At 69.1% G+C, this 10734-nt stretch carries 11 protein-coding genes; 6 read left to right on the top strand and 5 right to left on the bottom strand.

Annotation, left to right across the window (positions count from 1 at the left end; genetic code table 11):
- On the top strand, positions 1-804 hold an 804-nt coding region (locus tag MQH31_RS20300; protein WP_243013561.1), incomplete at its 5' end, for an HNH endonuclease signature motif containing protein.
- A 133-nt stretch (positions 805-937) separates the two neighbouring features.
- Here the strand turns inward: MQH31_RS20300 and MQH31_RS20295 are convergent.
- Complete coding sequence (locus tag MQH31_RS20295) at positions 938-2575, bottom strand: peptide chain release factor 3 (protein WP_134534951.1); 1638 nt, start codon at positions 2573-2575, stop codon at positions 938-940.
- Between the two features lie 230 nt (positions 2576-2805).
- Here MQH31_RS20295 and MQH31_RS20290 point away from each other — a divergent pair, with 230 nt between their 5' ends.
- The 3 genes from MQH31_RS20290 to MQH31_RS20280 all read left to right on the top strand — a co-directional run bounded on the left by MQH31_RS20290 (position 2806) and on the right by MQH31_RS20280 (position 5985).
- Positions 2806-3876: an aldo/keto reductase gene (locus tag MQH31_RS20290; RefSeq protein ID WP_134534950.1), complete on the top strand. Its 1071-nt coding sequence runs from the start codon at positions 2806-2808 to the stop codon at positions 3874-3876.
- A gap of 81 nt (positions 3877-3957) precedes the next feature.
- Positions 3958-5313: a M16 family metallopeptidase gene (locus MQH31_RS20285; RefSeq protein WP_243013560.1), complete on the top strand. Its 1356-nt coding sequence runs from the start codon at positions 3958-3960 to the stop codon at positions 5311-5313.
- Positions 5314-5382: 69 nt separating this feature from the next.
- Positions 5383-5985: a histidine phosphatase family protein gene (locus MQH31_RS20280; RefSeq protein ID WP_134534948.1), complete on the top strand. Its 603-nt coding sequence runs from the start codon at positions 5383-5385 to the stop codon at positions 5983-5985.
- A 95-nt stretch (positions 5986-6080) separates the two neighbouring features.
- Here the strand turns inward: MQH31_RS20280 and MQH31_RS20275 are convergent, their stop codons facing one another.
- Positions 6081-6599 (bottom strand): GNAT family N-acetyltransferase, encoded by a 519-nt coding sequence (locus MQH31_RS20275; protein WP_243013559.1) that lies wholly within the window; start codon positions 6597-6599, stop codon positions 6081-6083.
- Positions 6600-6724: 125 nt separating this feature from the next.
- On the opposite strand from MQH31_RS20275, the gene dapB reads away from it, so the two are divergent.
- A complete protein-coding gene (gene dapB / locus MQH31_RS20270) occupies positions 6725-7561 on the top strand; it encodes a 4-hydroxy-tetrahydrodipicolinate reductase (RefSeq protein WP_243013558.1) in 837 nt (278 codons plus the stop codon).
- Entirely contained in the window at positions 7558-8001 is a 444-nt protein-coding gene (locus MQH31_RS20265) for a tetratricopeptide repeat protein (protein ID WP_243013557.1), read from the top strand. Before dapB ends, MQH31_RS20265 begins: the two co-directional genes overlap by 4 nt.
- Before the next feature lie 27 nt (positions 8002-8028).
- On the opposite strand, the gene MQH31_RS20260 is transcribed toward MQH31_RS20265, so the two are convergent.
- The 3 genes from MQH31_RS20260 to MQH31_RS20250 are packed head-to-tail and all read right to left on the bottom strand — an operon-like array spanning position 8029 to position 10722.
- Positions 8029-8445 (bottom strand): ATP-binding protein, encoded by a 417-nt coding sequence (locus MQH31_RS20260; RefSeq protein WP_243013556.1) that lies wholly within the window; start codon positions 8443-8445, stop codon positions 8029-8031.
- Entirely contained in the window at positions 8438-8770 is a 333-nt protein-coding gene (locus MQH31_RS20255) for an STAS domain-containing protein (RefSeq protein ID WP_243013555.1), read from the bottom strand. The genes MQH31_RS20260 and MQH31_RS20255 overlap by 8 nt, the downstream gene beginning before the upstream one ends.
- On the bottom strand, positions 8767-10722 hold the full coding sequence (locus MQH31_RS20250) for a glycosyltransferase (protein ID WP_243013554.1): 1956 nt from the start codon (positions 10720-10722) through the stop codon (positions 8767-8769). Before MQH31_RS20250 ends, MQH31_RS20255 begins: the two co-directional genes overlap by 4 nt.
- Between the last annotated feature and the right edge of the window lie 12 nt (positions 10723-10734).

Genomic DNA, 10734 nt, shown 5'->3' with positions numbered 1-10734 from the left:
AGCGTCGAAGACCGACACGTAGTGTTCCAGGCCCTCAACGACAGCATGGCGTCCCTCTACGTGACCGGCGACGCCGAGAAGATTCAGGCCGCCTACCACCGCACCCTCGACACCGCCCTCACCCTGCAAGGTCCGGACGAGAACCGCACGCTCACCCAGCTCGCCGCGGACGTACTCACGGATATGTTGATCGGCGGGGTCACTCCGGACGGGACCGGCACAGGGGTGGCCGCGCAGGTGAATGTCACCGTCCCGGTTCTCACCTTGCTGGGGAAGAGTGAAGAACCCGGGTATCTGGCCGGGTACGGGCCGATCGACCCGGACACCGCGCGGCGGCTCGCGGCGGGGGCGCCGAGTTTCACCCGGCTGCTCACCCACCCCGAGACCGGGGTCGTGCTCTCCATGGGACGCGACACCTACAAGGTCCCGGCCGCGCTCAAGAAGTGGCTGGAGGTGCGGGATGAAACCTGCACCTTCCCCGGCTGCCGCCGCTCGGCGAAACGCTCCGACGTGGACCACAGCGTCGAATGGCAACACGGCGGGCAGACCGACGCGATGAACCTCGCCCACCTGTGTCCGTATCACCACGCGGTGAAGAGCTACACGAGATGGACACCCCGGCACCTCGGCGACGGCCGTATCGAGTGGACCTCCCCGGCCGGATACCGCTACATCGTGGAACCCTCAGCCGACATGAGACCACCCAAACATCCCAAACCCGCACCCAGACCCCCGGCCCCCGTCGTCGACGTCTGGAACCTCGACCCCGAACCCAAAGACCCCGATAACCAGTCTCCCTTCTAAGCGTCACGAGGAAGAGAGCGTCTCGTCGAACGTCGATGGGGTCGGGCCCAAACAAGCTGCTTGTGACCAGTGCCCGTGCGGACGACGCTTCTTGTGGTTCGCACTGCGTTTGGGCTGCGGTGCTTTCGGAGGGCTAGGCGGCGGGTGTCGGCTCCAGGGCGCCGGCCGTGAGGTCCTCGAGCATCAGCTCGGGGTGGTCGCGAACCGTGTTGCGGAGCCGCCACGGTGTGCTGAAGAGGGCGAGAAGGGTGCCGTCGGATCGCATCAGTACCTCGACCTGCCGGTCGTGGCCGAGGATCTCGGCGCTCTCCCGGTTGGTGCGACGTGCGATCTGGTACGGGAGTGCCTCGGAACGGATCGCGGCGCCGAAGTCGTGCGTCATGCGCTCCTCGACGACCTCGAACTGCATCGGGCCGACGGCGCCGAGCACCGGGGCCTGGTCGCCGCGCAGGTCGCTCCGGAGCACCTGGATGACGCCCTCGTGGTCGAGCTGGTCGATGCCGCGCCGGAACTGCTTGTGCTTGCTGCTGTCTGCGGAACGCACGGCACGGAAGTGCTCGGGTGCGAACATCGGCAGCGGCGGGAACTCGACGGGTTCACTCTCGAAAATGGAGTCGCCGACGCGGAGTGCCGAAGCGTTGACGAGCCCGACAATATCGCCGGGCCAGGCCTCGTCGGCCACTTCCCGTTCGCGACCGAAGAGGTGCTGGGCGTACTTGGTTGCGAAGGGCCGGCCGGTCGCGGCATGGGTGACGATCATTCCGCGGCGGAACTGGCCGGAGCAGACCCGCACGAACGCGACGTAGTCCCGGTGCGAGGCGTTCATGCCCGACTGCACCTTGAACACGAAGCCGGAGAACGGCGAGGCGACCGGGCGGTGCCCGCCGGCCGCGTCGACACGGGCTTCCGCCGCCGGGGCGAAGTCCACGAGGGTGTCGAGGATGTGCTGCACGCCGAAGTTGAGCACGGCGGCGGCGAACAGCACCGGCGTGGTCTGGTTGGCGAGGAACCTGGCCTCGTCGTGATCCTGGTCCTCCTCGCCGAGAAGCTCGGATTCCTCGGTCGCAGTGACCCAGGCCTCGCCTTCCTCGGCGGCCGCCACATCGAACGGAACCCGGTCGCTGTCGGCGGCGGTCGCGCCGCCCGCCGTGCGGGTGAAGCGGATGAACTCCTCGGTGGAACGGTCGATGACCCCGCGGAAGTCCCCGGCGATACCGACCGGCCAGGTCAGCGGCGTCGGGAGCAGTCCGGTGCGAGTGCGGATCTCGTCCATCAGGGCGAGAGCGTCGAGCCCGGGCCGGTCCCACTTGTTGATCACGGTGATCACGGGCAGGTTGCGTTGCCGGCACACGTCGAATAGCTTCATGGTCTGCACCTCAAGGCCCTTGCTCGCGTCGACGAGCATCACGGCGGCGTCGACGGCAGACAGGACCCGGTAGGTGTCTTCGGAGAAGTCAGCGTGGCCGGGGGTGTCGACGAGGTTGATCACGCTGTCGCGATACTCGAACTGGATCGCGGCGCTCGTCACCGAGATGCCGCGGGCCTGCTCCATCGCCATCCAGTCACTCACTGTGCCGCGGCGGCCCGCCTTGCCGTGGGTCGCGCCCGCGGTCGTGATGGCGTGGGCGTGCAGGAGAAGCGCCTCGGTGAGAGTCGACTTTCCCGCATCGGGGTGGCTGATCACCGCGAAGGTGCGGCGCCTGCGCGCCTCGGCCACCAGTGCGGTCGTCGGTGCACCTGTCGTCGGCACGCCGGTGGTGGGCTGCGTCATGGATCCTTCTTTCGCGGCTGATTCGTTCGGGCTCACGCCTGCCTCAGAAGGCCGCAACCGGAATCGTTCCCGTACAACTCTATCCGGCGTGGCGCGGCGAGCTCGCGGGGAATACCCAGCATCCGTTTTGATAACGGTTCGGGCGTGTCCTTTCCGTCTGCCGTTTCGCGGGTTACTCTCAGCTTTGGGGCAACACCCAGTAGGTAGCAGGTAGCAGTAGGGAGTGACGGATGACCCAGTCAGGCATTCAGGATTCCGAGCGCACCCAACACCTGGCCTCTGCCCACGTCACCGGTCGCCCGCTCCAGGGGCCGCCGCCGATCTCCGTGTCGATCCCGGTCCAGCCGGACGGGCGCCTCCCGCTCGTCGGCGCCCGGCGCACCATCGCAGACACCGACCTCTCCGTGCACCCGGTCGCCCTCGGCTCGAGCGTCTTCGGCTGGACGGCGGACGGCGAGACGAGCCACCGCATCCTCGACCGGCACCACGCGCTCGGCGGCAACTTCCTCGACACCGCGGACAGCTACACCTCGGGGCGGAGCGAAGTGATCATCGGGTCCTGGCTGCGCTCCCGCAAGGCACGCGACAGCACCGTCATCGCCACCAAGATCGGCAAGAACCGGGACAATCCCGGGTTGTCCTCCCGGAGCATCATCGGCGCCGTCCAGGCGTCCCTCGACCGGCTGGGCACCGACTACATCGACCTGCTGCACTTCCACTTCGACGATCCGACCGTGCCGCTCGAGGAGAGCCTCGGCGCCGTCGACGTGCTGATGCGCAGCGGCCAGGTGCGGTACCTTGCCGCGTCGAACTTCTCTGGGGAGCGCCTGATGGAGGCGCGCATCCTTGCCGCGAACGGCCTGCCGCGCTTCGTCGCCCTGCAGACCGAGTACAGCCTGTTGCAGCGCGCCGGCTTCGAGTCCTCGCTGTCCCTCGTCACCCGGGCCCAGGGCCTCGCGGTGCTGCCATACTTCTCCCTCGCGCACGGCTTCCTGGCCGGCCGGTACCGTTCCAAGGCCGACCTGCACAGCACGACGAGGGATGCCCGCGCCGCGAAGCACCTCGGCAGGCCCGGGCTGCGGGTCCTCGGCGTGGTTGACCGGATCGCCGCAGAGCACGACACCGGGGCCGCATCGATCGCGCTCGCCTGGCTCCTCGCCCAGGCCGGGGTGGCGGCGCCCGTCGCAGGGGCGAGCCAGCCGGACCAGGTCGATTCCCTCATCGCGGCGGCCGGAATCCGGCTGACGCGCGGCGACATGGTCGACCTCGAACGGGTGTCCCGGCTCGCTGCCGCCCGCTGACGCCGGCGCCGCCCACCGTTCGGATCCGGTTCCGCGGGGCACCCCGATCCCGTCGGTGCCGTGACGTAGGGTGGTGGTGTCATGAACAGCGCCGTTGAATTTCCTCTCACTCTCGCCGAGTTGTCCTTCCGGGCCGCCGGCGAATCCGTGGTGCGCCGCACGGTCCTCCCGAGCGGTGTCCGCATCCTCAGTGAGCACGTCCCCGGCAGCCGGAGCCTCACGATCGGCTACTGGGTCGCGGTCGGTTCCCGCGATGAAAAGCCCGGGCACTTCGGCTCCACCCACTTCCTCGAGCACCTGCTCTTCAAGGGCACGGCCACGCGCAGCGCCCTCGACATCGCGATCGCCTTCGATTCCGTCGGCGGTGAGCACAACGCGATGACCGCGAAGGAATACACCTGCTACTACGCCAAGGTGCGCGACCGCGACCTGCCGATGGCCGTCGAGGTACTCACCGACATGCTCACCTCGTCCACGATCGACCCCGTCGAATTCGAGACCGAACGCGGCGTCATCCTCGAGGAACTCGCCATGGCCGACGATGATCCGGCGGATGTCGCGAACGAGCGCTTCTTCGAGGCCGTGATGGGTAAGCATCCGCTCGGGCGCCCGATCGGCGGCAACCCCGACACGATCAAGGCGGCCACGCCAGAAGCCGTGCTCGCGCACTACCGGGCCAACTACCGCCCGCAAGACCTCGTCGTCACCGTCGCGGGCGCCGTCGACCACGACGTACTCGTCGCCGATGTGACCCGGGCGCTCTACGCCGCAGGCTGGGACCTGGGCGAACACGCCGCCCCGGTCGGACGACGCAACGGGCACCCCGCCGAGATCCACCAGGGCAACGCGGTCACGGTCGTGCGGCGCCCCCTCGAGCAGGCGAACCTGCTGCTCGGGTTCCCCGGGCTCCTCGCGACCGACGAGCGCCGCGTCACAATGAGCGTGCTGACCTCCATCTTCGGCGGCGGCATGTCGTCAAGGCTCTTCCAGGAGGTGCGCGAGAAGCGCGGGCTCGCGTACTCCGTCTATTCCTTCGCCCCGGGCTACTCCGACGCGGGCCTCTTCGGCATGTACGCCGGCTGCACCCCGGCGAAGGCCGGCCAGGTCGCCGAACTGCTCCTGAGCGAACTGCACCGGCTCGCCGAGCACGGCGTCACCGCCGACGAGATGAAACGCGCCTCCGGACAGCTCTCCGGGGCCTCCTCGCTGGCCCTCGAAGACTCGGACACCCGGATGTCCCGGCTCGGCCGCGCCGAGATCACCCTCGGTGAGTTCGTCGACCTCGACGAGGCGCTGCGCCGCCTCGCCCTGGTCACCGCGGACGACGTGCAGGCCCTCGCCGTCGAACTCGCAGCCGGCCCGCTCTCCATCGCCGCCGTCGGTGCGCTCGACGACGACGTCTTCGCGGGAATCGTGCCTGCCTCTTCCCGGCCCTGACCCCACGGGCCGCCTGGCCCTGTACCGCCCGGCCGTCCGGCCGAACGCCCCGAATCGAAAGAGATCCCGTTGCCCCACTACATCTACCTGGTTCGCCACGGCGAGCAACAGGATGCCGAACACGGCCTGCCCGACGGGCCGCTCTCGGCGCGCGGCAAACGGCAGGCGCAGCTGATCGCGGAACGCCTCGGCGGCGTACCGTTCACCGACGCCTGGCACTCGCCCCTGCAGCGCGCGGCCGAGACCGCGGAGATCATCGCGGGGCGGCTGCCCTCGCTCACCCCGGTCCCCTCCCCGCTGCTGTTCGACTGCATCCCGACCGGGATGGCGCCGGAGACGCCCGCCGCATACGCCCCGTTCTTTGGGGCGGTCACCGAGGAGGAGATCGAGGCCGGCCGCGCCCAGATGGACGACGCCGTCGCGGAGTTCCTGCAGCCCCGCAGGGGCGAACGCCACGAACTGCTGATCACGCACAACTTCGTCATCGGCTGGTTCGTGCGAGCGGTGCTGGGAGCCCCGGACTGGCGCTGGATCAGCATCAACCAGGCCAACTGCGGCCTCACCGTGATGCTGCAGAAGCCGGGTCGCCCCTGGACGCTCGTCACCCATAACGACACCGGGCACCTGCCGGTCGAGATGCGCACCGGACTGCCGGACCCGCTGCTGTACTAGCGAGCGAGAACGCGCACGAGCGTAGGTAGCCCGGCACGAGCATTCGTGAACTCGCACGTGCGTGCGTTACCGCCACGAGCGAAGGTGGCCCGGCATTAGTCGCGAGCGAGGCTCTTCCGGTACCAGTTGGTCGCGTTCGGGTTGTCGTTGTACGGCGGGCAGTCCTCGAAGCCCGCGCTCCGGTAGAGCGCACCGGCGGCCCGCAGGCTCGCGTTCGTGTCGAGCACGAGCTCGACGGCCCCGAACGCTCGCGCCCGCCGCTCGAGTTCGGCGAGCAGCGCCCGGCCCCAGCCCCTCCCGCGGGTTCCCGGCTGCAACCAGAGGTGCTTGACCTCGTAGCGGGCGCCTTCGGCGGTGTCCCCGATCCGACGGATGCCGCCGCACCCGACCCAGGCCTGCTCCGGGGTGCCGCTCGGTTCGCCGACGAGCAGGAAGACACCGTGCGGCGGAAGGAAGTCCCCGGCCACCGGGAAGGTCGTGCGGTAGGCACCCTGCTCGACGGGAAAGCTCGACTGCCGATCGCTGAAGTAGGCCGTCAGGAGGGCGAGGGAACCGGCATCCGTCACGGACACCTCGCGGAAAACGGGATCGGGTGCTGTCGGGGACTCTGGCATGACACAAGGCTACGTCGGGGAGGTCTCCTCGCCCAGTTCCCGCCGCGTCGTGCGGGGCCGGGATTCCGGACTGCCGGAATGTCGGACTGCCGGTCTGCCGGACGGCCAGTTGCTAGATTGGTCGTATGACAACACGGGTGGCCATCGTCGGCGTTACGGGCACGATGGGCCGTCTGATCAGCGAGCTCGTCGACCAGAGCGAGGGATACCGGCTGCACGCCGGCCTGGACTCGCGCAGCCCGCTGTCCGACATGCTCGGGGCGGATGTCGTCGTCGACGTCACCCTGCCGGGTGTGAGCCAGAGCGTGGTCGACTTCGCCGTCGACAACGGCATCCGGGTGCTCGTCGGCACGTCCGGCTGGTCCCAAACCCGCATCACGACGCTCGAGCGACGGATCCGCGGCCGGGAGGACACCGGCGTCGTGATCGTGCCGAACTTCTCGATCGGTTCCGTCGTCGCGACCGCCGTCTCCGCCATGCTCGCCCGGCTCTTCGACTCGATCGAGATTGTCGAGACGCACCAGGCCGCCAAAGTCGACTCTCCCTCGGGGACGGCGGTCCGCACCGCCGAACTCATCGGTCTCGCACGCACGGAGCTCGGCCCGGTCTCAGCACCGCACAACGACCAGCGCGCCCGCGGCCAGCAGGTGTCGAGCGTGCCCGTGCACAGCCTGCGCCTCGACGGCGTGCTCGCCCGGCAGGACGTCATCTTCGGCGGAGCGGGGGAAACCGTCACGATCTCCCACAACACTCTCTCTGCCAACGCGTACAAGCGCGGCATCCTGCTCGCCCTCGACGCGACCCGCACCGCCGTCGGCGTGACCGTCGGCCTCGACCAGGTCGTCGACCTCGGCCTCGGCACGCCCCCCACCCCGCCGGCGGCCATCGTCGCGGTCGCGGCGGAGCCGAACGACTTCGACAGCATCCCCGAGATCGACGCCGACTCCGAGGTCTTCGAATGAAAGGCCGCATCGGCGCAGGCGTGATGGCGATCCTGCTCGCGTTCTACCTGGTGCTCGTCGGCTGGCGTGCGGTGCTCTTCCTGCAGAGCGGCGAGCCGGTCGGCATCGCGATCGGCGTCGCCCTGCTCATCCTGCCCGTGATCGGGGTCTGGGCGCTCGTGCTCGAACTCACCTTCGGCACGCGCTCGGCCCGGCTCGTACGCCTGCTCGAAGCGAGCGGCGAGCTTCCCGTCGAGACCCTGCCGATCCGCGCGAGCGGGCGCCCGGTCAGGGACGCGGCCGACGCGGACTTCCCGCAGTACCGGGACGCGGTCGACGCGGCACCGGAGGACTGGAAGGCCTGGTTCCGGCTGGGCCTTGCGTACGACGCCGCCGGCGACCGGAAACGCGCCCGCGGCGCCATCCGCACCGCGATCACCCTCGAGCGCGCCGCCGCCTGACCCTCCCCGACAACTCCGTCGAAGTCGTCAGGGCAGCGGATGCCGGGCGCGGGAGATCGTCCAGACGTTGCGGCCGGCGACCCGTTCGAAGTGCACGGAGTCGACGAGCATCTCGATGAGCGCGAGCCCCCTGCCCGACTCCGCGAGGTCGTCCGGGAACGAAGGTGCGCTGAGGATGACCGCCCCTGCCGCCCCGGAGTCGCTGATCCGGGCACTGAGCTCGTGGTCGTCGGCGTGGATCGACAGCACGCACGTGATGCCGGTTCCCGCGGCGGCGTGCTGGATGACGTTGGACGCCAGCTCGACGAGCGCGGTTTCGAACGAGATCCGGTCGATGCCGACGATGTCGGTGTGGGGCTCGAGCACGCGCTGCACGTAGTCCTGCACGGTGTCGATGTCGTCGGGCGGGGTGCTGAGCGCCAGGGTCGGGTCGGAGTCAGTCACGGTATGCGGTCTCGGCGGTCGCGTGGTTCTGCAGGATGCGGTCGAGATGGGTCAGTTCGAAGACGAGCGCGACCTGCGGCGTCGCGCCGGCGATGCGGAGATCCCCACCGGCCTGCCTGGCGACCTTCAGGCCGCCGATCAGGGCTCCGAGCCCGGACGAATCCATGAAATCGACCCCACTCAGGTCGACGACGATCCGCACGCTCCCCGCGGTGATCGCGTCGGACACCACCTGCCGCAACAGCGGTGCGGAGACCATGTTGAGTCGGCCGTCCGCGCGAATGGCCGCCACGTCGCCGGCTATCGTTTCAGTCCGGAAATTCATTGGTCTGGGTGCTCCTCTTCTGCGGCCTCAGGGGTGAAGCCTCGATAGGTGGCCGCCTTGAACAACACGCTCAGGACGACAAGGTCGTAGACGGCCCAGAAGATGTTGACCCCGGTGCCGATCGGTTCCGCGCCGTTGACGAACAGGCGCACACAGCCGACGATGATCGCGACGACGAGCAGCACCATCACCGTGAGCTGTGGCTTGATCAGATGCCACTGCGGTCCGGTGTGGGCCTGCCTGGTCTTCGGCGTGACGGCGAAGTTGAGCGGAATGCCGAGCACGACGTTGTTGAAGGCGGTGGTGCAGGCCTCGATCCACACCGGGAACAGGGCGAGGCTGTACTGCTGGCCCCGCCAGGTGGGGATGCCGCGCGCGGCGACGAAGAACAGGAGCTGGTTGGCGACCATGAACGGGATGAACCGCAGGAAGAAGTCCCAGGCGTTGGTGGACACCGGCAGGATCCCGAAGACGAGGAACACGACGGGCGCCGCGAAGTAGACGACCGCCGCATACCCGGAGAGGTAGCTCCACATCGTGGCGAAGTACATCAGGCGCTGCGGCACGCTCATCTTCCACTGCAGCAATGGGTTCTCCCGCAGGAAGACCTGCATGGTGCCCTGGCCCCAGCGCAGCCGCTGCGTGAGCATCGTACCGACGTCCTCGGGGGCGAGCCCGTCCGCGAGGAGCTCGTTGTGGTAGACGCTCTTCCAGCCGAGGCCGTGCAGCCGCATCGACGTGGCCATGTCCTCGGTGACCGAGATGGTGGCGAGCGGCATCACCGGCTGGGCCTCGTGGCCGCGGTCGATCGCGATCGTGTCGAGGGCGGCGCGCACGGCCTCGAGGGCCTTGAACGGTGAAAGCTCGCGGGTCGCCAGCCTCGCGATCGTCTCGTCGACGTCGAGGAGGTACGGCGATTCCGGTCCGCCGCCCAACTCGCCGATCGCGCGCAGGTCGTCCGCGAGCGAGGTCACCTCGCCGACCACAATGCCCGCGGCTGCGGCATCCACCCGCTCGTGCAACGCGAACGTGACCTCTGCGAGCGGCTCGTCGTGGCGGATCGCGGCACGCGCCTGCCGGATCGCGGCGGCGACTTCCGTGAGGGCGTGCGCGACCGCGGGCGTGCGGGCGGCCGGATGCCGACGGGCACCCCGCACCACCCGGCTCGCGTCGCGGAGCGCGGTGCGCACGGAACTCTCCACTTCGCGCACGTACCCGAGAATGCCGAGGTGCATGAGGGCCTCGCGCCGCAGCACGGCATTCGATCCGCAGAAGAAGGCGGCGTTCCAGCCGTCCTTGCCCTGCTGGATCGGGCCGTAGAACAGGGGGGCCTGGCTGCCGAGCGGGTCCTCGATCGTGACGTTGCTGAAGACCTGCGGGGTCTGCACGAGTGCGACCTTGTCGTCGGTGAAATAGCCCAGGGTGTGGTCGAGGATCTCCGGCCGGGGGATCTGGTCGGCGTCGAGGATGAGCAGGAATTCGCCCTGGGTCTCCATCAGCGCGTTGTTGACGTTTCCGGCCTTCGCGTGGCGAGGCCGGTCGATCCATTCGGTTCCCCGGGAGAGGTAGTCGATGCCCGCTGCTGCCGCTGCCGCCGCGAGCTCCGGCCGGGCGCCATCGTCGAGCACCCAGGTGCGGTGCGGGAAGGTGATCTCCCGCGCGGCGAGTGCGGTCGTCATCACGAGGTCGATCGGCTCGTTATAGGTGGCGATGAGCACGTCGACGGTCGCGTCCGCGGCCGGCGCAGGCGGCGCGGGCCGGGTGTAGGCGCGCCACATCATCATGCCGAAGAGGGTGACGTCGATCAGGCTGTACGTTTCGGCGGCGACGAGGGCCACGGCAATCCACCACGCGTCCCAGTTGAGCGAGAACAGCCAGCGCCAGGCCACGTAGTTGATGCCGAGCGCGAGGGTGAGCACGACCACGATCCGCAGGGTCAGCATCCGGCTCATGAGTGGTCCCCT

The sequence above is a fragment of the Cryobacterium zhongshanensis genome (assembly GCF_022760445.1).
GTDB classification, from domain to species: Bacteria; Actinomycetota; Actinomycetes; order Actinomycetales; family Microbacteriaceae; genus Cryobacterium; species Cryobacterium algoricola.
The sequence above is the reverse complement of the archived record's forward strand: the minus strand, read 5'-3'. Positions and strand labels throughout refer to the sequence as shown.

Excerpts from the sequence above, each read along its gene's own strand:
- dapB (WP_243013558.1), top strand. The coding sequence starts at position 6,725 with ATGACAACACGGGTGGCCATCGTCGGCGTTACGGGCACGATGGGCCGT.
- MQH31_RS20295 (WP_134534951.1), bottom strand. The coding sequence starts at position 2,575 with ATGACGCAGCCCACCACCGGCGTGCCGACGACAGGTGCACCGACGACC.
- MQH31_RS20290 (WP_134534950.1), top strand. The coding sequence starts at position 2,806 with ATGACCCAGTCAGGCATTCAGGATTCCGAGCGCACCCAACACCTGGCC.
- MQH31_RS20255 (WP_243013555.1), bottom strand. The coding sequence starts at position 8,770 with ATGAATTTCCGGACTGAAACGATAGCCGGCGACGTGGCGGCCATTCGC.
- MQH31_RS20265 (WP_243013557.1), top strand. The coding sequence starts at position 7,558 with ATGAAAGGCCGCATCGGCGCAGGCGTGATGGCGATCCTGCTCGCGTTC.
- MQH31_RS20285 (WP_243013560.1), top strand. The coding sequence starts at position 3,958 with ATGAACAGCGCCGTTGAATTTCCTCTCACTCTCGCCGAGTTGTCCTTC.
- MQH31_RS20250 (WP_243013554.1), bottom strand. The coding sequence starts at position 10,722 with ATGAGCCGGATGCTGACCCTGCGGATCGTGGTCGTGCTCACCCTCGCG.
- MQH31_RS20275 (WP_243013559.1), bottom strand. The coding sequence starts at position 6,599 with ATGCCAGAGTCCCCGACAGCACCCGATCCCGTTTTCCGCGAGGTGTCC.